Origin of the sequence: Prescottella defluvii (genome assembly GCF_000738775.1) — a bacterium.
Lineage (GTDB): Bacteria > Actinomycetota > Actinomycetes > Mycobacteriales > Mycobacteriaceae > Prescottella > Prescottella defluvii.
The window spans coordinates 102186-127680 of the sequence record NZ_JPOC01000016.1 but is presented as its reverse complement, the minus strand read 5'-3'; the positions used below and the strand labels follow the sequence as shown (position 1 = coordinate 127680).

Here is a 25495-nt window from a genome sequence, read left to right as displayed (position 1 = left end):
GCAGCGCCGGGCCCACGCCCCCGGCGTCGTCGGCGTGGTTCCCGCGGAACTGCGCGCCACCGCCGCCGGATACGTGGACCAGGCCCTGCAGATCGCCGGCGACACCGCCGCCCAGCACGGCTACGCCGACCAGTTCCAGCAGCTGCTCGACGAGCACGGCACCACCATCACCGACGTGAAGGCCGCGCTCACCAGCTAGGCCCCCACAAGCTGAAGGGACCCTTCGTACGCTCGCAGCGTACGAAGGGTCCCTTCAGCTCAATAGCGGATCGAGCTCATGCTCGGATCGACAGGCCTACCGATCAGCCACCGGCCGTCTGGTAGTCCTGAACCGCCTTCTGCAACCGGTCGAGGGCGTCACCGTACGACTTGAAGTCGCCGCCCTGCTGCGCGGACTGCAGGTTCTTCAGTGCCGCATCCAGTTCCGCGACCGCGGCGTCCTTGCTCGGCGACTGTCCGGGCGCCGCCGGCGGCGGAGTGCCGGTCGCCGGTGCCGGCGTCGTCTCCGGAGTGTTCTGCTCCGACCCCGATCCCGGCGTCACCGGTTCCCCACTCTGGGCCGTCGCCACATTGCCGGTACCCGAGCCGAACACCTGGTCGAGCGCCTCGGCCAGCGTCGGGGCGTAGCCGACCCGGATGCCGGTGGTGTCGGTGAAGCTGACCAGGACGGCGGTTAGCTGCGGGAACGCGTTCGTCGAGTTTCGCTGTGTGTACAGCGGTTCGACGTACAGGATGCCGCCGTCCGCGATCGGGAGCGTCAGCAGGTTGCCGTAGATGACCTTGTTCGACTGCTTGAGCAGCGACAGCGCACTGGCCACCCGCTGGTTCGACGTCATCGCCGTCTGCGCCTGCTGCGGACCCTGTGTCTGTGTCTCCGTGGGCAACTGCAGCACCGTGAACTTGCCGTAGTTCTCCGGGTCCGACTGCACCGAAATGTACGCGGACAGCAACTCGCGCTGGTAGCCCACCATCGGACTGGTCAGCACGAACTGCGGCTTCGCGGTCTCCGGGTTGCCGGACAGCACGTAGTACGGCGGCTGGTTCTTGTCGGTCTCGACCGTCGGATCACTCGGCACCGACCAGAACGCGTTGTTACTGAAGAACTCGCCCGGGTCGTCCACGTGGTACTTCGCGAGCATCTCGCGCTGGACCTTGAACAGATCCTCCGGGTAGCGGAAGTGCGCCTGCAGGTCCTCGCTCACCGCGGACTTCGGCTGCACCGAGTCCGGGAACACACCCATCCACGCCTTGAGCACGGGATCCTGCTCGTCCACCTGGTACAGCGTGACGGTGCCGTCGTACGCGTCGACGGTCGCCTTCACCGAGTTCCGGATGTACGAGACCTCCTTCTTCGGCAGCATCCGGCCCGTCGCCTGATTGGTGCTGTCCTGCACCAGGCCCTCGAGCGACGAACGCTGCGCGTACGGGTAGTTGTCGAGCGTGGTGTACGCGTCGACGATCCACTGCATGCGCCCGTCGACCACGGCCGGGTACACGGTGCCGTCCGTGGTCAGCCACGGAGCCACCTTGTTGACGCGTTCCGCCGGATCGCGGTTGTAGATGATCTTCGAATCCGAGCCGATGGCACCGGAGAACAGGATGTTGCGCTCGGCGTACTTGGCGGCGAACGCGAGCCGGTTGAACCAGTTGCCGATCCCGACGCCGCCCTCACCGGTGTAGGTGTACTTCTGGTCGTCGGTGTCGTATTCGCGCGGCGCACTGCCGGGCTCGCCGCCGACGATCGCGTAGTCCGCGTCGGACGACGCGATGACCGGTCCGTAGTAGATGCGCGGGTTCTCGACCGCGAGCGCCGGGTCCGCGGGCTTGGTCTTCAGATCGCTGACGCTGTAGATCGGGTAACCGCCGGTGTTGTTCTGGCTGTCACCGCTGACGGTCGTGACCTGGTTTGCGTAGGCCGCGACGAAGCCGTTGCCGTGGGTGTACACGGTGTGCTTGTTGATCCAGTCCGTCTGGTTGCCCTGCAGGCTCGACGGGGACAGCTCACGTGCCGCGACGACGAAGTCCCGCAGCTCGCCATTCATCTCGTAGCGGTCGATGTTGAGGGCCTTCGGGAACGCATAGAAGTTCTTCAACTGCTGCTGCGCGGTGAACGTGGGCGAGAGGATGTTCGGATCCAGCAGGCGGGTGTTCGCGATCGTCGTGACGTCCGCGGGCACATCCTTCGGAGCCTTCTTGGCGGTGCCCGGATACGGGACGTATTCGACGTTCTCGTCGGTGATGCCGTACGCCTGCCTGGTGGCCGTGATGTTGCGCTCGATGTACGTGCGTTCCTTGTCGGCCGCGTTCGGCTTGACCGAGAACTGCTCGACGATCAGCGGGTACACCGCGCCGACCAGGATCGACGAGAACACCAGCAGGGCCACGGCCATCGCCGGGATGCGCAGGTCGCGCAGGAAGATCGCCGCGAAGAACGCGATGGCACAGATGATCGCGATGGCCATCAGGATCAGCTTGGCCGGCAGGACCGCGTTGATGTCGGTGTAGCCGGCACCGGTGAACGTGGGCTCCTTACGACTGCTGGAGAGCAGCGCATACCGGTCGAACCAGTACGACACCGCCTTGAGCAGCACGAAGGTGCCCGCGAGGATCGCCAGTTGCACACGCGCCGACCGGGTCAGCGCACCCTGACGACCGCTGAGCCGCAGCCCACCGAAGATGTAGTGCGTGACCAGACTCGCGAAGAACGCGATGACCACCGCGACGAACAACCAGTTCAGAACGAACTGGTAGAACGGCAGGTCGAACGCGTAGAACCCGATGTCCTTGCCGAACTGCGGGTCGGTGATCCCGAACGAGTCGCCGTTGAAGAACATCTGCACCGTCGACCAACTCGCCTGCCCGACCAGGCCCGCGAACAGGCCGATCACGACCGGGATGCCGATTCCGAACAGCTTCTGGCGCGTCATCACCGCGGTGCGGTACCGCGCCACGGGATCGTTCGCACCCGGCGAGGGCAGGAACATCGGCCGGGACCGGTAGGCCAGCAGCAACGCCAGCCACACGATCGCGCCGACGACCAGTCCGACGATGAGGAACAACGCGATCCGGGTGATCAGAACCTTGCTGAACACGGTCCGGAAGTCGACCTCACCGAACCACATCCAGTCGGTGTAGATGTCGATGAATCGAGGTCCGACCAGCAACAGCGCTGCGGCGATCAACGCCAGTACCAGCAGCACACGTGTGCGTTTCGACAACGAAGGTAAACCGGCGGGGGGCCGCATGCCCACTTGCCACTCTCCCAACAATTCGGCGACGCCCTCGCGCCGCAGCCAATGGCACCTATCCAGCGTCACCTGGGAGTGACCGTTTCGTCCTACTCTACGTAACCGACCGGCTGTGTCGCGCCTACTACCGAGCCGCGTCGCTGTTACCCCATGGTGCAAGGATAAGGATGTGATCGATAGCGATGGCGGGTTCTTCGGGGATAACTTCCCCGGGGACGGCGCGAATGTGAGCTTGTCCAGTGAGTCTCTGAGCCGATGTGTGCAGGAAGTGGTCGAGTTCGTCGACGCCGGCGGGTGGGGTCAGCAGCCCACGATGTTCGCGATCGTTCCCACCGCACTGGTCGCGGCCGCCGAGCCGGCCCTGCTCGATCAGCTCGCCGACGGTGCCGAGCTGACGCCCATCGAGCAGGCCGCACTCCCCGACGACGTCGAGGGCGGCTCCCCCGCGCTCGACGAGTTCCTCGCCACCACCAGCTGGCCGTCCGAGGTGGTCGGGTGCGCGCTGGTGCAGGAGATCATCGTCCTGCCGCCGGACGCCGAGTCCGATCTCGACGAAGCGCTCGCACCGCTGCTCGCCGATCGGCACGCCGCCGACACGGCCGCCCGGGCGACCGCCGAATCCCATCCGGAGCGCCGAGAGGCCCGCCTGATCGCCGCGGTCCTGCGTGACGGCCCGTCGCTGGCGCTGCTGCAGATGCGCCCCGACGAGGACAGCGATCCGTACGGCGGCATCGAACTGCTCACCTACGACAACCTCGCCCCGAATCTCGTCGGCGCGCTGTACGCGACACTCGACGCCACCGAGGACTGACCGCCCCGATCGTCAGCAGGCCGGTGCAGGCCGGCCTGCGTCGATCTCGGCGAGGGCGTCGATCGCGCCGCTCAGGGTCTCCACCTTCACCAGCGTCAGCCCGTCCGGCTTGTTCGCGAGTGCCTCGTCGCAGTTCTTCGCGGGGACGAGGAACGTCGTCGCGCCCGCCTCCTGGGCGGCGATCAGTTTGTGCGGGATGCCGCCGATCGGCCCCACATCACCCTCGGGGTCGATCGTGCCGGTGCCGGCGACGAAATTGCCGCCGTTGAGTTCGCCGGGGCTGAGCTTGTCGATGACGGCGAGACTGAACATCAGGCCGGCCGACGGGCCACCGATGTCGGCGAGGTTGAAGTCGATCGTGAACGGCACGTTCGGCACCTCCTTCGCGCCGACACCGAGGTAGCCGCGATTCGCGTCGTCGACGGAATCACCGTCGGCGGGCGGCCGGGATCCGAGGGTGACCGGCGTCGTGGTCTCCACTCCGTCGCGCACGTACGTGATGTCGACGGTGGATCCGGCGCCGGCGGCGCCGACCACGTCCTGCAGTCCCTGGACGGTGTCGACCGGCGTCCCGCCCACCCGCAGCACCAGATCGCCCTCCTGGAGCACACCCGCGGCGGGGCCGTCCGAGCCGACGGTCCCGATCTGCACCGCGACCGGGAGGTTCAGGTACCGCAGCGCCGCGAGTTCAGCGGCGTTCTCGGACCGGGCGAACTGCGCGGAGTTCTCCTCCTGCACCTCGTCCTTCGACTTCTGCGGGGGATACACCTCCTCGCGGGGCACCAGGCTCTGGCGCCCGCTCGCCCACAGCCCGAGTGCGTCGAACAACGTGAGCCTGTCGCGCACCGCGACCGTCGTCATGTTGAGGTTTCCGCTCGTGGGATCCACCGCGGCGCCCTCGATCTCGACGACCGGTTTGCGCACGATCTCGCCGTCCTCGTCGACGTCGGTCTCGCCGAGTGTGTTGAAGGTCGGGCCGGGACCGAGCGCGACGAACGGCACCTTCACCGTCGTCCCGAGTACTCCCAGCGCCACGACCGGGGCCAACGCTGCCAGCATGGTCACGATCCGTCGGTTCACCAGGCCCAGGATAGAGCGCCCGCCGCCGCGACCCTCCGAACCCTCCGAACCCACGGCGGTGTTCGCCGTGAGCGTGATCTCCGCACGGGCCATGTGCGGTCACGCCTTGTACCGTTGAACTATGAGCGATCTGCCCTTTGGCTTCTCCAGCCCCGACGACGACCCGGACCGTAAGAAGGATTCGACGGGCCGCGAACAAGACGGGGGTCAGGGGGGATCGGCGGGGATGCCGTTCGGCTTCGATCCGAGCGCTTTCGGCGCCGGCGGCGGGCCGGGCGGCGGCTTCGATCCTGCCGCGCTCGGACAGATGCTCAGCCAGTTCGGCCAGATGCTCAGCGGCATGGGTAGCGCGATGGGCACCGGCCAGACCGGTCCCGTCAACTACGACATCGCGAAGAACCTCGCGCGCCAGCAGATGGGCTCGATCACCCCGATCACCGAGGGCACGGCGTCTGCGGTCGCCGACGCGTCCCGCCTCGCCGAACTGTGGCTCGACGGCGCGACGACGCTCCCGGCCGGCGCCACCCGAACCGTCGCGTGGACCCCCAACGACTGGCTCGACGGCACCCTCGACACGTGGAAGCGCCTGTGCGACCCGGTCGCCGAGCAGGTGTCCGGCATGTGGATCCAGGGCCTGCCCGAGGAGGCCCGCAACATGATCGGCCCCATGGCCGGCATGCTCACCCAGATGGGCGGACTGACGTTCGGGTCCCAGCTCGGCCAGGCTCTGGGCCAGCTGTCGAAGGAGGTGCTCACCTCCACCGACATCGGGCTGCCCCTCGGGCCCGCCGGAACCGGGGCCCTGCTCCCCGCCGCGATCGAGGCGTTCAGCGAAGGTCTCGAGCAGCCGCACCGAGAGGTGCTCGTCTTCATCGCCGCCCGCGAGGCCGCCTACCAGCGCCTCTACGCGCACGTGCCGTGGCTGCGACAGCGCCTGCTCGCGACCGTCGAGGACTACGCGCGCGGCATCAAGATGGACTTCTCCGCGATCGAGGAGGCCGCGCAGGGCCTCGACCCGTCCGCGCTGACCGACCCGTCGCAGATCGAGAAGATCCTGCAGCAGGGCGCGTTCGAACCGCAGACCACGCCCGAGCAGAAGCAGGCGCTCGAACGTCTCGAGACGATGCTGGCGCTGGTCGAGGGCTGGGTGGAGACCGTCGTCACCGAGGCACTCGGGGAACGGCTTCCCGGCGTCGCCGCGCTCACCGAGACCCTGCGTCGCCGCCGCGCCACCGGCGGGCCGGCCGAGCAGACCTTCTCGACGCTCGTCGGTCTCGAACTGCGCCCCCGGAAGGTGCGCGAGGCCGCGCAGCTGTGGCGTCGGCTCACCACCGACACCGGCGTCGACGCCCGCGACGGCGTGTGGGCGCACCCGGACCTGCTGCCCGACTCGTCGGACCTCGACAATCCCGCCGCCTTCGTCGACCGGATCCTCGGCGGCGACTCGGGCACCTTCCACGATCCGATGGCCCAGCTCGAGCAGACCGAGGCCCGCGAGCGGGAAGAGAAGAACCGCGAGCAGGGCGGCTCCGGCGAGTCCGACGCCTAGTCGAGCACGTTGACGTCGTCGGCGGCAGCGCAGTCGTCGACGACGTCCACCAGACCCGGCTGCCGGGTCACGACGGCGTACGCCTCCAGATATCCCATCGCGCGTTCCGTCCGCGGGTAGCGGTGCACCTCGCTCCAGAACCGGTCGTTGTGCCCGCCCGCCACGTACAGGTGCACCAGTTCGTGGACCAGCACGTAGTCCAGGACGTACGGCGGCACCGTCCGCAGCAGTTCGCTGACCCGGATGGTGCCGTCGGTGGGCGTGCACGACGCCCACCGGGTCTTCATCGACGGCACCCAGCGGACCGACACCGGGACTGCGGCGCCGCCCAGCCACCGCGAGGACAGCCGGGCGCACCGCTCGGCGAGTTCGACGTCACTGCGCTCGGCCCGCGCCGCGGCACGGCGGTCGGCGCGGGCGAGTTTCCCGAGCATCTCGGCGACCAGTTCGGCCTCGGCCGTCGCCGACAGCCCGGTCGGCATCAGCACGATCACCTTGTCGCCCTCGCGGCGTGCGCTCACCGTCCGCCGCCGGCGGGCGCTGCGCCGGATCTCGACCTCCGGCCGGTCGCCGTCGACACCTACTGAGCCAGTCACGAGGCACCACGCTAGCGATCCGGTCCGACACCTCCGGGCGGCGTGTTTCCGACCGATCCGCTCCGGCACCCGAAACCGCACGTCGAATACCGTGCGGCCCTGTGGACAACCCGTCGCGCACACTGGTTCGGCGGGCGCCCGGATGAGATCGTTCCCGCATGACACGCGTATCCGTCGCGCGCACGAGCCGACCCGCGCTCGACCCGCGGCTGCCCATAGTGATCCGTCCCAGCGGTCGCATCCAGATCGGCTGGGACCCCGACACAGCCCTGATCCTCACGCCACCCGAATCGGTTGCGCCGACGGCGCTCGTCGCGGTGCTCCACCTGCTCGACGGCCGGACCTCGCGGCCGAACGTCGTGTGGCGTGCCGTCGAGTTCGGGATCACCCCCACCGACATGTCGGTGCTGCTCGGGGAACTCGACGACGCCGGGCTGCTGTGCCCGACCGTCCCCCGCACGGACGTCGCACCGGCCGTCCGTGTCCACGGACGCGGCCCGCTGGCGGATGCGATCGCCACCGGCCTGGCGTCGGGCCCGGCCCGTGTGTCCCGGTCCACGCACTTCACGGCCGACACCGACATCACCCGGTGGGACTGCACGTGCGTGGTCCTCACCGACGATCTCATCGCCGACCCGCGACTGGTGGAGGCGCTCTTCGACGCCGGTATCCCGCACCTGCAGGTCCGGTTGCGTGACGGCCGGGGTGTGGTGGGGCCGCTGGTGCTGCCGGGCAGCACCAGTTGCCTGCGGTGCGCCGACCTCACCCGCTGCGCCGCGGACGAGGAGTGGCCGCACGTGGCGGCACAGCTGCTGGGCCGGGTCGGCCACGCGAGCCCGGCGACCGTGATGGCGACGGCCGCCGTCGCCCTCGGGCAGCTCGAGCTCGCACTGTCCGGGTCGTCGCACCCCGCACCCGCGAGTCTCGACGCGACCCTGGAGATCGACCTGGTCAGCCACCGATTCCCGGTCCGGCCGTGGCCGCGCAACCCGCGGTGTGGATGCTCACGTTCGACAATCTTCTTGGACGAATCCGCGAATCTTCGGCCATGATGGTCTGGTGCCCGACATTCCCCGCAGAAGCTCCGCCCGGACCGCCAAGCTCGCGAGCATTCCGCTGGGTATGGCCGGTAGGGCTGCGATGGGCTTCGGTCGCCGACTCGCCGGCGGCGACAAGGACGAGATCGACGCCCAGCTGACCGCGAAGGCCGCCGAGCAGCTGTTCACGGTGCTCGGCGAGCTCAAGGGCGGCGCGATGAAGCTCGGGCAGGCGCTCAGCGTCATGGAGGCCGCGGTCCCCGAGGAGTTCGCCGAGCCGTACCGCGAGGCGCTCACCAAGCTGCAGGCCGAGGCGCCGCCGCTTCCCGCGAAGCAGGTCCATCGCGTGCTCGACCAGCAACTGGGCATCCGGTGGCGGGAACGGTTCGCCGAGTTCGACGACACCCCCACCGCGTCCGCGAGTATCGGCCAGGTCCACCGGGCCGTGTGGTCGGACGGGCGCGAGGTGGCCGTCAAGGTCCAGTACCCGGGAGCCGACGAGGCCCTGCGCGCCGACCTCAAGACGCTGTCCCGGTTCGCGGGGCTGTTCACCTCGGTGATGCCCGGCACCGACATCAAACCGGTCCTCGACGAGCTCAGCGCCCGCACCGAGGAGGAACTGGACTACCGCATCGAGGCCGACAACCAGCGCGCGTTCGCGAAGGTCTTCGACGGTGACCCGAAGTTCGTGGTGCCGCGCGTGGTGGCCAGTGCCCCGAAGGTGGTCGTCACCGAATGGATGTCCGCGACACCGTTGTCGGTGATCATCGGCAGTGGCACCACCGAGCAGCGCAACACCGCGGGGGCCCTGCTCGCGGAGTTCCACTTCGTCTCCCCCGCCCGTGTCGGGCTGCTGCACTGCGATCCGCACCCGGGCAACTTCATGCTGCACGACGACGGCCGACTGGGCATCATCGACTTCGGTGCCACCGCTCCGATGCCGGACGGGTTGCCGCCGGTGCTGGGCCGGATGGTGCGGCTGTCACTGAACGAGCAGTTCGACGAGCTTGCGGAACTGTTGCGCGACAACGGTTTCGTGCTTCCGGGTCGGACCGTCACCGATCGGGAGATCGCCGACTACCTGCGCCCCTTCACCGACCCGATCCGCACCGATTCGTTCCACTTCACCCGCGCCTGGCTGCAGAAGGCCGCCGGCACCGCGACGGACTTCTCGAGCGCGCAGTTCCGTACCGCTCGGGCGCTCAATCTGCCGCCCGAGTACGTGATGATCTTCCGGGTGCTGCTCGGCTCCGTCGGGATCTGCGCGCAGTTGGACGCGTACGCGCCGTACATGGCGATCCTCACCAAGTGGCTCCCGGGATTCTCGGCAGACCATGACCTGGAAACCCTCGACGGGGCGTAGATCCCCGCACCCTCGGTGCCCCCTCCCCCGACAGGTGGCCGAATGCCGCGCCCGGTTCAGTTCGACTGAACCGGTGCGACATTCGGCCACCGTCAGGTCAGGCGCAGACCAGGGTCTTCCCGGGTGCCGGGTTCTTCCGTGGCCGCCCTCGTGGTCTCTTGCGCGCGATGACGACGCCCTGATCGAAGATCTCACCGCCCCACACGCCCCACGGCTCGGCGCGGTCGAGCGCCGTGCTCAGGCACCGGCTGCGGATCGGGCACTGCGCGCACAGCGACTTGGCCTGCTCCAGGTCGGCGGGGGTCTCGGCGAACCACAGGTCGGGGTTCCCGGCTCGGCAGGGCAGCTGCTCCCGGAGTGCCGAGCCGCCGACTGCCAATCCGCCAGAAACGGTGTTGCTCTCGGTCTGTACTCGGCATGTCACGGTAGACACGTCTTCTCCTCTGTTTCGTTCGCGTATTTCGTTCGCGGCTGGTGCCGGCTGTCGGGGTTTCGCGAACCGCGGGCGAAGGCCTGGAGCGATGATGCTCGAAACACGAAGGCCACGGTTCGCTGTGCGATCCGTGGCCTCGAGAGGAAGGGCGGGTGCCTACCGAATAGAAGTTCGGTGCCTGCTCCTGGACACGGATGCGGGGGCTGCTGCTGCAGGTGCTGCGGCGCGGATTCCTGCTGCGCGCAGTCGGATGGCGTGCGGTGCGCTCGCCGCGTACCTCGCGGCGGCCTGTTCGGCAGCAGGGAGGTAGGCGCATGCGAATGCGGGCACCGATGCACGTGCCGCAGTTGCGTTCCAATCGTTCATCGTTGCCACCTCCCTTTCATCTCGTTGCCGACATTGTCACCGCACACGAGTTTCCCCGTGGCGTGCAGTCCAGGGTATGCAACCCGTAGAGACCACACAAGTTATTTTTGACCTGCAGTTTTACCGCCGATCGCCGGTCAGGTCAGATCCAGTGTCTCCGCCGACCACTCGCCGCGAACCACCGCGAGAACCTCCTCGCCGAACCGTTCGAGTTTCTTGGCGCCGATCCCGGAGATCGCGGTGAGCGCGCCCTCGTCCTGCGGTTGCTGCTCGGCGATCGCCTGGAGCGTGTTGTCGGTGAACACCACGTAAGCGGGCACCTTCATCTCCCGCGACGTCTCCCGACGCCACTCCTTGAGCGCCTCGAACAACTCCACATCGAGATTCGACGGGCAGCCCTCGCAGCGGCCGAGCGTGTGGGCCGTCGCGTCGACGAGCGGCTTGCCGCACACGCGGCACCGTGGGCGCTGCCGGCTGGACCGTGGGGGCTTGGCGATCCGGGACGCCGGCGAATCGTCCGGGATCACATTGGTGAGGAAGCGGGACCGGCGACGGGACTTGCGCCCGCCCTCGTTGCGCGCGAGCGCCCACGACAGCGCCAGATGGACACGGGGGCGGGTCACGCCGACGTACAGCAGGCGGCGCTCCTCCTCGATCCCGGCCTCGTCGTCGGGCGACTTGGAGTCACCGAGGACGTGCATGATCGGCAGCGTGCCCTCGGTGAGCCCGACCAGGAACACCGCGTCCCACTCGAGTCCCTTGGCGGCGTGCAGCGACGCCAGCGTGACGCCCTGCACGACCGGTGGGTGCCGGGCCTCGGAACGCGCCGCCAGCTCCGCGAGCAGCCCACCGAGGGTGAGCTGCGGGTCGTGCACGAGCTGCTCCTCGGTGAGCGCCACCAGCGCGGTGAGCGACCCCCACCGCTCGCGGGCCTGCACACCGGCGGGCTCCTCGTCGGTGAGTCCCAACGGGACCAGCACCGCTCGCACCAGCGTCACCAGCGCTTCGCCGGTGTCGGCGCCCTCGGGCAGATCGTCGCGGCCCGCCACCTGCCGGAGCGCGTTGATCGCCTGCCGCACCTCCTGGCGGGTGAAGAAGCCCTCGCCGCCGCGCACCTGGTACGGGATGCCGGCCTCGGTGAGCGCCTGCTCGTGGACCTCGGACTGCGCGTTGATGCGGTACAGCACCGCGATCTCGGCAGGTTCGACGCCCTGCTCGATGAGCTTCTTGATCTGCCGTGCCACCGCGGCGGCCTCGGCGGGCTCGTCGTCGTACTCGGCGAAGGTCGGTTCGGGTCCGGACGGCCGCTGCCCGATCAACTGCAGACGGGTTCCGGCGATGCGACCGCGCGCCTCCCCGATGACGCGGTTCGCGAGGGAGACGACCTCGGGGGTGGACCGGTAGTCCCGTTCGAGGCGGACGACGGTCGCGTCCGGGAACCGACGCGAGAAGTCCAGCAGGTACTTGGGGGTGGCTCCGGTGAAGGAGTAGATGGTCTGGTTCGCGTCACCGACGACGGTGAGGTCGTCCCGCTCCCCCAGCCACGCGTCGAGCACGCGCTGCTGCAGCGGGGTCACGTCCTGGTACTCGTCGACGACGAAGCAGCGGTACCGGTCCCGGAACTCCTCGGCGACCGAGGAGTGCTCCTCGAGCGCGGCGGCCGTCAACATCAGGAGGTCGTCGAAATCGAGCAGCATGCCGTCGTAGTTGCGGGACTTGAGTTCCTCGTAGCCGGCGAAGACGGCGGCGACCTTGGCGGGGTCGGCTGGGATCTCGCGCCGTGCCCGCGCCGCGGCGGCCGCGTAGTCCTCGGGCGCCACCAACGAGCCCTTGGCCCACTCGATCTCGCTCGCGAGGTCGCGGACGGACTCGGTGCTGGTGGACAGCCCCGCCCGGCTCGCGGCCTGCCCGACGATCTGGAACTTGCGATCGAGCAGCCGCCACTCGGTGTCGCCGATCACCTGCGGCCAGAAGTACTTGAGCTGACGCAGTGCCGCGGCGTGGAACGTGCGGGCCTGCACCTGCTGGCCGCCGCCCCCGATGCCGAGGTCGCGGAGGCGGCCACGCATCTCCCCCGCCGCGCGCGCAGTGAACGTCACCGCCAGCACCTGCCCCGCCGACACGTGCCCACCCGCGACGAGATGCGCGATCCGGCGCGTGATGGTGCGGGTCTTGCCGGTGCCGGCTCCCGCGAGGACACAGACCGGGCCGCGCGGCGCACGGACCGCGGCCGACTGCTGCGGATCCAGACCCTCGTCGGGCCGCGTTTCCGGGAAGGCATCCGCTGACATGCCGTCCATACTCTCAGGGCGCACCGACATCACCACCCGCACCCACGCCGTGTGTGACGTGCGCCCGCACGGGAACAGTCCGAACCGACCGTGGTGTTATAGGCGCCGTGACTACCGAAGCTCCCGCCCTGACCATGTACTCGACCACCTGGTGCGGCTACTGCCGTCGTCTCAAGAAGCAGCTCGACGAGAACGGCATCTCGTACACCGAGATCGACATCGAGCACGATCCCGCGTCCGCCGACTTCGTCGGCAGCGTCAACGGCGGCAACCACGTCGTCCCCACCGTCAAGTACGCCGACGGCAGCACCGCCACCAACCCGTCGCTCGCCCAGGTGAAGAAGGCTCTCGGGCTCTAGTCGGCTTTCGCCCAGGACTCGACCATCACCCGGGCGATCGAGATCGACCCGGGCAGCAGCAACTCGGCCTCCGCTCCTTCGCGGGCGCCGGACGCCCAGTCGCCGGCACCGAGCGCCGCCCGGACCTGGTCGCGGGTGAACCAGTGCGCCTCGGCGATCTCGCCGTCCGCGAACGTCAACGCGGCGGCGGGGTCGCCGACGGCCGCGAAACCGATCATCACCGACCGCGGGAACGGCCACGGCTGGCTGCCCAGGTAGCGGACGTCGGACACCTCCACCCCCACTTCCTCACGGATCTCGCGGATCACACAGGTCTCGAGCGACTCGCCGGTCTCGACGAATCCGGCCAGCACCGAGAACATCCGCGGCGGCCAACTGGGCTGACGGGCCAGCAGCACCCGGTCGGCTCCGTCGTGGACGAGGCAGATCACGGCGGGATCGGTACGCGGGAACTCCTCGTGTCCGGTGCTGGTGCTGATCCGGGACCATCCCGACATCGTCGGCTCCGTCGGCGCGCCGTCGATGGCACTGAATCCGGCGTGGTCGTGCCAGTTCAGCAAGGCGACGGCCGTGGTGGCCAGGCCCGCACTCGACTGGTCGAGACGGTGCCCGAGCATCCGCAGGTCCCCCAGTTCCCCCGTCATCGCCGGAACCCGCACCGCCCAGACGTGCCGGTCGCCGCGCAACCCCAGGAACACCGCACCGGCGGCCGGTTCCCCCGACCACGAGGTCGCCGGTTCCAGGGCCAGATCACCGTCGGCCACCCGGAACTGGCCGCGGTGGTTCACCCGCAGCAGCAAGGCGTCCGCCCACCCCGCACGCAAAGCGTCGGTGTCCGAACGCAATTCCTCGGCGCGGTCGACGGCCGCGCGGGACAGCAGAGGTGTTTCGATCAGTGTGAAGTCGGGCACGGCAACGACCCTACTGCGACGCCGCCGCCACCACCCCGGCGCCGGCCTCGTGGATCAGTTGGGGACGCGCCGGATGTACAGCAGGAGGTCGTCGGCCTCGACGGCATCCACCTCGGGCGAACCGACCCGCAGCAGGCGGCCGTCACGCACGACACCGAGCACGATGTCCGACAGGTGCCGCGGCGAGCCGCCGACCTCCTCGGGTTCGACCTCGCGCTCGGCTATCGCGAACCCGGCCTCGGGCGTGAGCAGGTCCTCGACCATCTCCACGACGCTCGGGGTGGTGCGGGCGATCCCGAGCAACCTGCCCGCCGTCTCCGACGAGACCACCACCGAGTCGGCGCCGGACTGGCGCAGCAGGTGGGCGTTGTCGGTCTCCCGGATCGCGGCGACGATCTTCGCCTTCGGCGCCAGCTCCCGGGCGGTGAGGGTGACGAGCACCGCGGTGTCGTCGCGGTTCGCGGCCACGATGATCGATGCGGCGTTCTGCACACCGGCCAGACGCAGGACGTCGGACTTGGTGGCCGATCCGTGGACGGTCACCAGGCCCAGGCTCGCGGCGGCGTCCAGGACCACCTGATCGGTGTCGACGACCACGATGTCCGACGGCACGATGCCGTCACCGAGCATCGCGTCGATGGCGGTGCGCCCCTTGGTGCCGAATCCGACGACGACGGTGTGGTTGCGCACGCGATGCCTCCAACGCTGGATCTTGAATGTCTGGCGGGAACTCTCGGTGAGCGCCGAGAGGGTCGTACCGACCAGCACGATGAGGAAGAAGATCCGGAGCGGCGTGATGACCAGGACGTTGATCAGTCGCGCTTCCGGGGTGATCGGGGTGATGTCGCCGTATCCCGTGGTGGACAGGGACACCGTCGCGTAGTAGATGCAGTCCAGCAGCGACAACGAATTGTCCTGCGCATCCTTGTAGCCGTCCCGGTCGATGTAGACCACCACCACCGCGAGTGTCAGCGCTGCGAGCGCGTACGAGACGCGCCGGGCGATGGCACGGGCCGGGGAGGTCTGCAACTCCGGCACCTTGAGGACGCCGACGAGTGCGAAGTCCGGCCGATCCGTCAGCGTGTCCGAGTTGCGGAAACGCGCACTCAACCTACCGGGCATCCACTCGTTCCTATCGCCTGCTGGGTGTCGAACATCGGATCGCAGCCTAGCCCCGGTTGCCGGGATCGCGGAATGCCCGGGCAGAGGCGGGCGGCGCGGCGAGCGGTGGCGGGTCGGCGCGCGGTCGGGCAGTGTGTCGGTATGCCGTCGAACCCGAACCGTTCGAGCCGAGCCCCCGCCATCCGACTGGCCGTGTTGCTGTTCGGCTCCGGGAGCCTCCACTTCGCGATGCCCCAGCCGTTCGACGCGATCGTGCCCACGGTCCTGCCGGGACGGGCACGCACCTACACGTATGTCTCCGGGGTGGCCGAACTCGCGACGGCGACAGCCCTCGCCGTGCCCCGCACGCGTCGGCTCGGTGGTGCCCTCGCCGCCGCACTGTTCGTCGCGGTGTTCCCCGCGAACGTGCAGATGGCCGTCAGCTGGCTGCGATCGGACCGCATCTCGACGCCGGCCAAAGCCGCCGCGGTGGCCCGGCTCCCCCTCCAGATCCCGTTGGTCACCGAGGCACTGAAGGCCCGCCGCAACGCCGGGTGACCGGGCCCGGGTTCACTGTCCGGATTCCTGCTCCGCCCCCGCGGTGGCGATCAGCCGCGCCAATTCGTCTGCGTCGGGAAGGTTCTCCGGGGCGATCGTGCGTCCGGTGCGCACGTAGTGGAACGCGGCCCGCACCTTGTCGAGCGGCGGCGCGGCGGGACGGCCCGTGGCGTGCGACTGCCGGGCCGCCATCAGTTCCGCCCACGCCAGCCGGTACGCGGCCAACTGCATCACGACGGATTTCTCGTTCGCGGCCGACGGCTCCGCGCCGGTCTTCCAGTCGATGACGGTCCAGCCGCCGTCCGGGTCGGCGAAGACGGCGTCGATCCGGCCGCGCAGCACCGTCCCCGCGACGGACGTCTCGAACGGCACCTCCACCTCGACGGGGTTGCGGTCCGCCCACTGCGATCGCAGGAACGCGTCCTGCAGCAGCGCCAGTTCCGTCTCGGTGCCCACGCCGGTGTCGGCGGCGCCGGGCAGTTCGTCGAAGTCGAGCAGCCGCGTGGCCCCGAATCGCTGTTCCACCCAGGCGTGGAACGCGGTTCCGCGCCGGGCCAACGGGTTCGGCGGGAACGGCAACGGTCGACGCAGCCGCGCGGCCAGCGCGTCCGGGTCCGCCGCGAGATCGACGAGCTGACTCACCGACAGCTGCGCCGGCAGCGCGACCTCCGCCGGACCCGACACCCGCGCGTTGCGCTCGGCGAGCAGTGCGTCCACATCGGCGGCCCAGTTGTCGGGGTCGTCGAGCGGGTCCGGTGCGGAGTCGAACCCGGCCTCAGGTTCGGAGGGCTCGGAGGGCTCGGGCGGTTCGGATGCCGGCTCGGGCACCGCCGGTCCGGTCTTGCCGAGGGCCGCGAGGGCCTCCCGCACCGCTGCCGCGCCGCGCTCGACGTCTGCGCGTCGTCGGCCCAGCGGATCCGGCGGCCAGTCCGCCGTCCGGGGTGTCGCGGTCAGCGGGTTCTCGCTGCCGTCGGCGGGGGCCGGGGCCCACTCGTCGACGACGCCGAGCGGGTCGCCGTCCCACGTCGAGATCAGGTCGTGCAGTTCGAGCAGGAACGGCGAGGGCCCCTTCGGCTCGGAGCCGGACTCGGCCCAGTGGTGCCCCGACACGAACAGTGCCCGCTCGGTGCGGGTGAGCGCGACGTAGAACAGGCGGCGGTCCTCGTCGAGCCGCCGGGTGCCCAGCGCCTTCTTGTGGCCGGTGATCACGTCCTCGAGATCCTTGCGGTTGTACAGGTCCTCGAGGTCGAGAACCGGTACGCCGTCAGCGGATTCACCGTCGAAGGCACGGTCGCCGCGCAGTGTGGGTGGCAGCTCGGCCACCGAGCCGAGCCACGTCGCCGATGCCTGGGTGGACGGGAACACGCCCGCGGTGAGGTGCGGCACGGCCACGACCTCCCATTCGAGTCCCTTCGCGGAATGCACGGTGAGGATCTGCACGCGGTCCTGCGCGACCTCGATCTCGCCGGGGGCGAGACCGTTCTCGACGTGTTCGGCGGCGGCGAGGAACGACAGCAGGCCGGTCAGCGTCGCGGACGTGCGGTTGGCGTAGCCGGACACGACGTCGGCGAACGCGTCGAGGTGCTCGCGGCCGGCGCCGCCCACCTCGCCGGACCGGGTGCGGGCCTGCGCCTCGATCCCGATGCCGATCACGCGTTCCACCTCGGCGACCAGTTCGGTGAGCGGCTGGCCGAGCCGTTCCCGTAGCGACGCCAGTTCGGCCGCGACCGCGCAGATCCGGACGTAGCCGGCCTCCGAGTACCGGCCGGCCGGGCCGGGATCGGCGAGGGCGTCGGCCAGCCCGGCCTGCTCGGCCTGCTCTCCCGGCAGCGCGCTGCCGAGGGCCTCGTCCAGGGCGGCGGTGTCGGTGACGGCGCCCGCGGCACCGAAGCCGGTGCGGATGCCCAACTCGCCGGCCCGCTTCCACAGCGCCCGCAGGTCGGCGGCACCGATCTGCCAGCGTGCGCCGGTGAGGACGCGTACCGCGGCACTGCCGGCCATCGGGTCGGCGACGAGCCGCAGCATCGCCACGACGTCCGCGACCTCCGGGGTGTGCAGCAGACCGCCGAGGCCGACGACCTCCACCGCCAGGCCCCGGGCCCGAAGTTCCTCGGCGATCGGTGCGGCGTCGGCGTTGCGCCGCACCAGCACTGCGGCGGTGGGCTGTTTGCCGTTCTCGGACCGTCCGGCCTCGCACTGCTCGGCGATGCGATCGGCCACCCAGACCCGTTCCGCATCGACCGTGTCGAGCAGCGCGAGCCGCACGTCGCCGGGCACCGCGCCGGGACGGGCCCGCAGCATGCTGACCTCGACTCCCCTGTCGCGCAACGGATCCGACACCATGTTCGCGAGCGCGAGGGCTTCCGGCGGGTTGCGCCAGCTGGTGAGCAACTCGAGCTTGGGCGCGGGTCGGCCGTCGGCGAGCGGGAAGTCGGTGGCGAACCGCGGCAGGTTGGCGGCGGAGGCCCCGCGCCAGCCGTAGATCGACTGCATCGGGTCGCCCACCGCGGTCAGCGCCAGGCCGGCGTCCTCGCCGCCACCGAACAGCGACGACAGCAGCACCCGCTGCGCGTGGCCGGTGTCCTGGTACTCGTCGAGCAGCACCACCCGGAAGCGTGCCCGCTCACTGCGTCCCACTTCGGGATGCTCGGACGCGACCCGCGCCGCCAGTGACATCTGACTGCCGAAGTCCAGCGCACCCTCGCGGCGCAACGTGTCCGCGAGCCGGCGCACCAGCGGCAGCAGGTCGAGACGCTGGTGCTGCACCTCGAGCAGGTCGAGCAGCGTCTTCGACGGTCCCCCGCGCTGCTTCGGTCCGGCCGGGAGGGCGTGGATCAGCTTGTCGAGTTCGGTGTGCGCCTCCCGCAGATCGTCCGGTTCGACGAGGTGCTCGGCGAGTTGTCCGGACAGCGCGAGCACCGACTCGGTGATCGACGCCGGGTTGCGGTCGGTGTCGAGGTCGCCGTCCCACGCACTGACCACCCGATACGCCAACTGCCACAGCTCGGTCTCCGACAGCAGGGTCGCGGACGGTTCGATCGGCAGCAGCAGCCCGTGCTCGGTGAGCAGTCGTCCGGCATACGAGTGGTAGGTACTGACCTCGGGTTCGCTCCCCAGGATCCGGGACCGCAGACCGCCGCTGGGGTCGAGGTCACGGACCAGGGTGGACCCGGCCAGGGTGGCGAGCCGCTTGCGGATCCGGGCGGTGAGCTGCTGCGCGGCCTTGCGGGTGAACGTCAGACCGAGCACCTGTTCGGGCTCGACCAGGCCGTTCGCGACCAGCCACACGACGCGGGCGGCCATCGTCTCGGTCTTGCCCGCGCCCGCCCCGGCCACGACGAGTGTGGGTCCCAGTGGCGCCTCGATGACGGCGGCCTGCTCGGCGGTGGGCGCGAACTTCTGCCCCAGGGCCTCCGCCAGCATGGCGGGGCTGACGCGGGGTCGCTTCCCGAATGCGTGCGCTGCCGTACTCACTCCGACGTCACCTGCCGTCCCTCGTCGTGTGCCGGGCAGCTCGAGAGCACCGGGCAATGCCTGCAACTGTCGTTGATCCGCGCCACGAACCTGGGCCCGCGCGTGGCCGCGGCGGCGGCATGGATCGCGTTCTCCCACAGGGCGAGACCCTCGTCGTCCAGCGGCTCCTGGACCCGCTGGGTGGCGCCTTCCTTCTTGTGCGGCTTGGCGACGAACACCAACCGCGCGCCGCCGGGCCGCGCCGCCGGCTCGCCCTCGACGGCCCCGTGGGCGGCCGCCACCTGGTATGCCGCGAGCTGCGCGTGCTGCTGCGCCTGATCCTTCGTGACCGCGGCCTTCGCGGTCTTGACGTCGATGATCACCGGGCGGCCGTCGGGGTCGCGCTCGAGCCGGTCGATGCGGCCGCGGATCCGCACCTGCGTGTCGCCCTCGACGCGTGGCTCGAGGACCCCGTCCACGGCGACCTCGACGCCCACCTCGGTGAGTTCGGAACGCGTACCGCGCAACCAGTTCGCGAACGAGTCGAGCATGCCGCGGGTGCGTTCGAGTTCGCGCCGCGAGTACCACTGCGAGCCCAGGTCGACCGAATCCCAGGCCGATTCGAGCGCACGGTCCACCTGGTCCGGCGGGATGTGTCCGGCGAGCGCCTGCACCAGCGTGTGGACGAGGGTGCCGGCGATCGCGTGCGTGGTGTCGCCGTCGCTGCCGCCGTGCCGCTCCAGCATCCAGCGCAGCGGACAGTTGGTGAGCAGCTCGATGGTGGACGGCGACAGCGGCACCGGGCCGTCCTGCGGATCCCACAGCCCCACATCGGAACTCGGCTCGGCCGTGCCGTACCACTGGTCCGGGTGCGCTCCGCGCACTCCGGCCTCGGCGAGCCGCGCGAGTTGGTGCGCCGCGCGCTGCTGCCGCTGCGGGTCGGACCGGGCGATGTCCGGATCGCACACGACGCTGCGCAGTTCCGCGACGAGCGCGGGCAGTGCCAGCACCCGCGGGGTGTCCTGCAACGCGACCGGCACGTCCTCGTCGTCGTCCTCGTCACCGCGGAGCAGGTCGTCGACGAAGCGGGAGCGCACCAGTTCGGCGTCGCCGCTCGACGAGTCCACGGCGGTCACCAGCAGCGACGACCGTGCCCGACTGCAGGCGACCAGGAACAGGCGACGCTCCTCGGCGAGCAGTGGCGCCGTGCGGGACAGCGTCGCGTCGATCTCCCCGACACCGCTGGTGAGGTCGATCAGGGCCTCGGTGCCGAGCAGCGTGCCCCGCGCGCCGAGGCTGGGCCACAGTCCCTCCTGCACGCCGACGACCGCGACCACCTGCCACTGCCGGCCCGCCGCGGAGTGCGCGCTGAGGACCGTGACCGTCTCCTGCTCGGCGACGACGCGGGTCCGGGCCGACCCCGGGATCTCCTGCTCCACCAGGTAGTCCACGAACCCCGACAGCTGGGCCCGCGGCAGTCGGTCGACGTAGTCGGCCGCCGCATCGAACAGTGCGACCACGGCGTCGAGATCACGGTCGGCCTGCGCGCCGATGGGGCCGCCGAAAGCCGAGGCCGCCGCCCAGCGGCGCTCGAGTCCCGTCGCCTGCCACGCCGCCCACAGCACTTCCTCGATGCCGCGATCGCGCTGCAGCGGCACCCGGGCACGGCGCAGCACCTTCAACACTCTTCGCAGGGACAGCGATTCGACATCGGTCAGCCCGCAGAGCACATGCTCGACGCCCTCCGCGTCGGGGCCGTCGACGATGATCCGGCGCAGCAACTCCGCGGAATCACGATCGCCGCCTGACGCGAGTTCCACGCGCCGCAGTCCGCGGCGCAGGCGGCGCAGGCTCACCGGTTCGGCACCGCCGATGGGACCGGACAGCAGGGCCAGCGCGTCCTCGCCGGTGAACTCGCCGCCGATCAGGGCCCGCATGACCGACAGCAGCCCGGCCACGCCGTGCTGACGAGCCAGCGGCAACTCGCTGGCCGCGGTCGTCACGGGCACTCCGGCCGCGAGCAGTGCCCGCCGCAGTGGCGGCAGCACCCGGGGCACCGAGCGCGCGACGATCGCCATCTGCGACCACGGCACACCGTCCAGGAGGTGCGCCCGGCGCAGCGTGTCCGCGACAAGCGCGGCCTCCTTCGCCGGTGTGCTCAGCACCCGCACCGCGGTCCGGCCGGGCGCGTCGGCATCCGGCACCGGCACACTCACCCCGCGATGCGGCGGCTTGCCGGGCAGCAACCCGGCCACCCGGGCCGCGACGGCCGCGACTTCGGGGGCCGAGCGGAAGTTCGTGTCCAGGATCACCTGCGCCGGCTCACCGCGGTCCGCGATCTCGGCGAGGAACCGGGGGTCGGCACCGCGGAAGGCGAAGATCGACTGGTCGGGGTCGCCCACCACCGCGGTCATCGCGGTCCCGGTGCCGATGAGCCGCACGAGCTGCGCGGCCTGCGGGTCCAGGTGATGCGCGTCGTCGACGAGCAGGTGTCGGACCCGGGCCCGTTCCCGCTGCAGCAGATCGGGGTCGGTCGCGAACGCGGTGAGCGCCGCACTGATGAGTTCGGCGGCATCGAGCGCCGGCGCGGTGGCCTCGGGGGCCTCCATGCCCACGGCGCCGCGCAGCAGCATGCCCTGCTCGTAGTGCATCGCGAACCGGCCCGCGGCCACCCATTCGGGTTTCGCGTGCTCGTGCCCGAGGTCCATGAGGTCCTCCGGGCCCAGGCCGCGCTCGTTGGCCCGCAGCATCAGGTTCCGCAGTTCCACCGCGAACCCGGTCATGCCCAGTGCGGGCCGCAACCGCTCGGGCCACATCTCGCCGCCGTCGGCGATGTCGCCGCGCAGCAATTCGCGCAGCACGACATCCTGCTCGGCCCCGGTGATGAGGCGCGGCGGAGGGTTGCCGTGCGCGGCGGCCTGCAGCCGCAGCACCGCGAACGCATACGAGTGCACCGTCCGCACCAGCGGTTCCCGCGTCGCACGCGGCCCGGCCTCCGTGCCGGTCTCGGCCTCCGCCACCAGCAGTCCGGCGGTGATCTGCTCGCGGACGGCGGTTGCGGCCCGCCGCGACTGCGTCAGCACCAGCACCGATTCCGGGTCGGCGCCGGCCACGATCCGGGCCACCGCGGCGTCCACGATCAGCGACGTCTTCCCGGTGCCCGGCCCACCCAGGATCTGCCACGGATGCCACCCGCGTCCGGGCGGCGCGCCGGTCAGCACCCGCGCCGCGTCGGGTGCCCACGTCCGGGCTTCCGGCGCCGCCGGCGCACGGCCGACGAGCCGGGCGGCCGGGGCCGCCGGCGGCCTGGTGCGTGCGCCCGATTCGGTCATGCCGAGAATCTCACCAGACGGGTCCGACATCGACCGCATCCGGCATCATGAAGGACATGCGCGGTCTCCACACCCACCTGTTCGGCACTCCCGGGGCGCCCGAGGTGCTCGCCCTGCACGGGCTCACGGGGCACGGCCGACGGTGGGAGGCCCTCGGCTCGGGCCAGTTGAGCGACGCCCGGATCATCGCCCCCGACCTGCGCGGCCACGGCCGCTCGCCGTGGACCCCGCCCTGGGGTCTGGACACGCACGTGAGCGATCTCGTCCGGGTGCTCGACGAGCACGCGACCGGGCCGGTGGTCGTGGTGGCCCACTCGTTCGGTGGTGCGGTCGCGCTGCACCTCGCCCGCGCGGTGCCGGAGAGGATCCGGGGCATCGTGCTGCTCGACCCGGCGATCGGGCTGGACCCCGAGACGATGGGCCGGATCGCGGGACTGGTCGTCGCCTACCCCGACTACACCGATGCCGCGGAGGCCCGGTCGGAGAAGGTGCACGGCTCGTGGGGCGACGTGCCCGCCGACGCCCTCGACGCCGACCTCGCCGAACACCTGATCGACCTCGAGGGCGGCCGGGTCGGATGGCGCATGTCGATCCCGGCGGTCGTGGCGTCGTGGGGCGAGATGGCCCGCGACTTCGTCCTCCCGCCGCGCGGAATCCCGACGGTGCTGGTGCAGGCGCTGCGGGTGCAGCCCCCGTACGTGACCGCGGAGTTCCGCGCCGCACTGTCCGAGCATCTCGGGACCGATCTGACTCTCCTCGACCTGGACTGCGACCACATGGTGGCGCACGCGGCGCCGGACGACGTCGCGACCCTCGTCCGCAAGCTCCTCTGACCGACCGTCATGGCCGCCACCACCGACGAACAGATCGAACTCGTCCGCGAGCTGGTCGCGTCGATCCCACCCGGCCGTGTCGCAACGTACGGTGACATCGCCTCCGCTGCAGGACTTTCCAGCCCACGGACGGTGGGGTGGATCATGCGCACCGACTCGTCCGACCTGCCGTGGCACCGGGTGCTGGGCGCCTCGGGCCGACCCGCGCCACACCTGGCGCACCGTCAACTGGCCAGGCTCGAGCTCGAGGGTGTCCCGATCCGGGACGGGCGTGTCGACCTCGCCGCGGCACGGCACCGGTTCTGACCACCGATCCGCGCACCCGCCGCCGATGCGGCAACATTGGGCCATGACCCCCACCGGCCTCCCCGGCGAACCTGGCGAACCCGGCGAACCCGGCAAACCCGCAGACGCGATCGTCCTCGCCGGCGGACGCGCCACCCGCATGGGCGGTGTCGACAAGCCCGCGATCGTCGTCGGTGGACGCCGCCTGCTCGACACCGCGCTCGCCGCCGCCGCCGACTGTGATCGGACGGTGGTGGTCGGGCCGCGCCGGGACGATCTGCCGCCGGGCGTCCTGCAGACGCAGGAGACCCCGGTCGGTTCCGGACCGGTCGCCGCGCTGTCCGCCGGCCTGTCGGCGCTGCCCGGCTCCGGCGACGGCGTGGTCGTCGTGCTCGCGTCGGACCTGCCGAGCCTGGACCGGGCGACGGTGCGCACGCTGGCCTCGGCGCTGCTCACCCGCCCGGATGCGGAGGCCTCGTTCGCGGTCGACGAGTCGGGCCGGCTGCAGTACCTCCTCGGTGTGTGGCGACGGGCGGCCCTCACCGAACGTCTCGCCGCCCTGGCCGGTCGGGAGAACCAGCCGATGAAGGCACTGGTACCGGACCGCCACGTCGCCGTCGAGTGCACCGGCGTCACCGACTGCGACACACCCGCGGACGTCGAACGTGCCCGTGCCGCTCACGTGCCGTCCCCGATGACGGTCGCGCAGGCGCGGGATGCGGTCCGAGAGTTCCTCATGCCCTTGCCCGTTCGCCATGCCCCGTTGATCGAGTCCCTCGGCGCGACGCTCGCCGCGCCGGTCGTGGCCGCCGCGGCGCTGCCACGTTTCGACGTCTCCGCGATGGACGGGTACGCGGTGTCCGGTCCCGGACCGTGGCGGCTGCGCACCGAGATCCGGTACGCGGGCGAGTCCGCCGAGTCGGAGTTGAGCGAGGGCGACGCGATGCGGATCGCGACCGGCGCGCAGGTCCCGGACGGCTCGACCGCCGTCATTCGTGACGAATACGTCGATGTGGCACCGGATTCCGTCGGCAAGATCGTGGTGCGGCGGCCGGGCACACCGGTACGCGACGACACCCGCCGTCGCGGTGAGGACTGGCAGCCCGGGCACCACCTCGCGAACCCCGGCACCGCGATCGGGCCGGCGGTCGTGTCCGCCGCCGCGAGCGCTGAGGTCACGTCCGGATCGGTGCGCGGTCCGGTCCGCGCGCACGTCGTGGTGACCGGTGACGAGATCCGCCGAGCCGGCGCCCTCCGCGACGGGCAGACCCGAGACTCCCTCGGCCCGGTACTACCGGATGTGCTGGCCCACTGCGGTGTTCGCACCGTTGCGGACACTCACCTGCGGGACACCGCGGACGGCTTCGACGCGTTGCTGCGCGATGCCCGCGACACCGACGTGATCGTGGTGGTGGGCGCGACGGGCGGCGGTGCCGCCGATCAACTGCGCGGCGCCCTGCTCCGGGCGGACGCCCGGATCGTGGTGGCCCGGGTGAAGTGCCGACCCGGCGGATCGCAGGTGACGGCGGCCTTACCGGACGGTCGCGTCGTCCTGGGACTGCCGGGCAACCCCGTGGCGGCGGTGTCGACACTGCTGACGATGCTGCCGCCGATCGTCGACGGGCTCACCGCGCGGACGCCGTCGGCGCCGGCGACGGGCACAGTGGTCAACGCCGGGGACGCCGGAACCGATGTCACGCGGATCGTGCCCGTCGTTCGGCAACCGGACGGCACGTGGCGCGCCGACACCGTGGTCCGCACCTCGCATCTGGCCGGGCTGATCGGGCGGGAGGCGCTGGCGCTCCTGCCACCGGATCCGGTCGACGGTCAGACCGTCGAATTGTTGCCTCTGCCGACCTGATTCGAGATCCACGGGCCGAGGTCGACGG

The 25495-nt window shown here is 70.8% G+C and carries 18 protein-coding genes and 1 pseudogene; 10 read left to right on the top strand and 9 right to left on the bottom strand.

What is annotated here, in order from left to right:
• Positions 1–199: pseudogene (locus IJ15_RS26390) on the top strand (hypothetical protein); the annotation flags it as partial.
• Between the two features lie 103 nt (positions 200–302).
• Here IJ15_RS26390 and IJ15_RS0106105 read toward each other — a convergent pair.
• Positions 303–3245, bottom strand: a complete 2943-nt coding sequence (locus tag IJ15_RS0106105; protein WP_231569436.1) for a UPF0182 family protein — start codon at positions 3243–3245, stop codon at positions 303–305.
• A gap of 229 nt (positions 3246–3474) precedes the next feature.
• Between IJ15_RS0106105 and IJ15_RS0106100 the strand changes: the two genes are divergently transcribed.
• Positions 3475–4059 carry a PPA1309 family protein gene (locus IJ15_RS0106100; RefSeq protein WP_031937458.1) on the top strand — a complete coding sequence of 195 codons (585 nt, stop codon included), beginning with the start codon at positions 3475–3477 and terminating at the stop codon, positions 4057–4059.
• A 12-nt stretch (positions 4060–4071) separates the two neighbouring features.
• On the opposite strand, the gene IJ15_RS0106095 is transcribed toward IJ15_RS0106100, so the two are convergent.
• Positions 4072–5139: a YlbL family protein gene (locus IJ15_RS0106095; protein ID WP_031937457.1), complete on the bottom strand. Its 1068-nt coding sequence runs from the start codon at positions 5137–5139 to the stop codon at positions 4072–4074.
• 121 nt (positions 5140–5260) lie between these two features.
• Here IJ15_RS0106095 and IJ15_RS0106090 point away from each other — a divergent pair, with 121 nt between their 5' ends.
• Positions 5261–6688, top strand: coding sequence for a zinc-dependent metalloprotease (locus IJ15_RS0106090; protein ID WP_031937456.1), 1428 nt, complete (start codon positions 5261–5263; stop codon positions 6686–6688).
• On the opposite strand, the gene IJ15_RS0106085 is transcribed toward IJ15_RS0106090, so the two are convergent.
• Positions 6685–7284: a M48 metallopeptidase family protein gene (locus IJ15_RS0106085; RefSeq protein ID WP_051918541.1), complete on the bottom strand. Its 600-nt coding sequence runs from the start codon at positions 7282–7284 to the stop codon at positions 6685–6687. The two genes, IJ15_RS0106090 and IJ15_RS0106085, sit on opposite strands and share 4 nt — an antisense overlap.
• Before the next feature lie 158 nt (positions 7285–7442).
• On the opposite strand from IJ15_RS0106085, the gene IJ15_RS0106080 reads away from it, so the two are divergent.
• Together IJ15_RS0106080 and IJ15_RS0106075 are read left to right on the top strand one after the other, a co-directional pair.
• Positions 7443–8336 (top strand): hypothetical protein, encoded by an 894-nt coding sequence (locus IJ15_RS0106080; protein ID WP_031937454.1) that lies wholly within the window; start codon positions 7443–7445, stop codon positions 8334–8336.
• A 7-nt stretch (positions 8337–8343) separates the two neighbouring features.
• Positions 8344–9684: an ABC1 kinase family protein gene (locus tag IJ15_RS0106075; RefSeq protein WP_031937453.1), complete on the top strand. Its 1341-nt coding sequence runs from the start codon at positions 8344–8346 to the stop codon at positions 9682–9684.
• A gap of 97 nt (positions 9685–9781) precedes the next feature.
• On the opposite strand, the gene IJ15_RS0106070 is transcribed toward IJ15_RS0106075, so the two are convergent.
• Both IJ15_RS0106070 and IJ15_RS0106065 read right to left on the bottom strand, forming a co-directional pair.
• On the bottom strand, positions 9782–10108 hold the full coding sequence (locus IJ15_RS0106070) for a WhiB family transcriptional regulator (protein WP_407984028.1): 327 nt from the start codon (positions 10106–10108) through the stop codon (positions 9782–9784).
• A gap of 512 nt (positions 10109–10620) precedes the next feature.
• Positions 10621–12783, bottom strand: a complete 2163-nt coding sequence (locus tag IJ15_RS0106065; protein ID WP_269321475.1) for an ATP-dependent DNA helicase UvrD2 — start codon at positions 12781–12783, stop codon at positions 10621–10623.
• 125 nt (positions 12784–12908) lie between these two features.
• Between IJ15_RS0106065 and IJ15_RS0106060 the strand changes: the two genes are divergently transcribed.
• Complete coding sequence (locus tag IJ15_RS0106060; protein ID WP_031937450.1) at positions 12909–13133, top strand: mycoredoxin; 225 nt, start codon at positions 12909–12911, stop codon at positions 13131–13133.
• On the opposite strand, the gene nudC is transcribed toward IJ15_RS0106060, so the two are convergent.
• Both nudC and IJ15_RS0106050 read right to left on the bottom strand, forming a co-directional pair.
• Positions 13130–14044, bottom strand: a complete 915-nt coding sequence (gene nudC, locus IJ15_RS0106055; RefSeq protein WP_031937449.1) for an NAD(+) diphosphatase — start codon at positions 14042–14044, stop codon at positions 13130–13132. The genes IJ15_RS0106060 and nudC overlap by 4 nt on opposite strands.
• A 54-nt stretch (positions 14045–14098) precedes the next feature.
• Positions 14099–15166 carry a potassium channel family protein gene (locus tag IJ15_RS0106050; protein ID WP_031937448.1) on the bottom strand — a complete coding sequence of 356 codons (1068 nt, stop codon included), beginning with the start codon at positions 15164–15166 and terminating at the stop codon, positions 14099–14101.
• A gap of 141 nt (positions 15167–15307) precedes the next feature.
• Here IJ15_RS0106050 and IJ15_RS0106045 point away from each other — a divergent pair, with 141 nt between their 5' ends.
• Positions 15308–15703: a DoxX family protein gene (locus tag IJ15_RS0106045; RefSeq protein WP_031937447.1), complete on the top strand. Its 396-nt coding sequence runs from the start codon at positions 15308–15310 to the stop codon at positions 15701–15703.
• Positions 15704–15715: 12 nt separating this feature from the next.
• Here IJ15_RS0106045 and IJ15_RS0106040 read toward each other — a convergent pair whose 3' ends face one another.
• Positions 15716–19126: an ATP-dependent helicase gene (locus tag IJ15_RS0106040; RefSeq protein WP_031937446.1), complete on the bottom strand. Its 3411-nt coding sequence runs from the start codon at positions 19124–19126 to the stop codon at positions 15716–15718.
• A gap of 47 nt (positions 19127–19173) precedes the next feature.
• On the bottom strand, positions 19174–22488 hold the full coding sequence (locus IJ15_RS0106035) for an ATP-dependent helicase (RefSeq protein ID WP_031937445.1): 3315 nt from the start codon (positions 22486–22488) through the stop codon (positions 19174–19176).
• 56 nt (positions 22489–22544) lie between these two features.
• On the opposite strand from IJ15_RS0106035, the gene IJ15_RS0106030 reads away from it, so the two are divergent.
• Genes IJ15_RS0106030 through IJ15_RS0106020 form a run of 3 tightly spaced genes read left to right on the top strand, consistent with a single transcriptional unit; the run spans position 22545 to position 25467 of the window.
• Positions 22545–23321: an alpha/beta fold hydrolase gene (locus IJ15_RS0106030; protein WP_031937444.1), complete on the top strand. Its 777-nt coding sequence runs from the start codon at positions 22545–22547 to the stop codon at positions 23319–23321.
• 9 nt (positions 23322–23330) lie between these two features.
• Positions 23331–23627, top strand: coding sequence for an MGMT family protein (locus IJ15_RS0106025; RefSeq protein WP_031937443.1), 297 nt, complete (start codon positions 23331–23333; stop codon positions 23625–23627).
• A gap of 43 nt (positions 23628–23670) precedes the next feature.
• Positions 23671–25467: an NTP transferase domain-containing protein gene (locus IJ15_RS0106020; protein WP_156112032.1), complete on the top strand. Its 1797-nt coding sequence runs from the start codon at positions 23671–23673 to the stop codon at positions 25465–25467.
• Positions 25468–25495 lie beyond the last annotated feature (28 nt).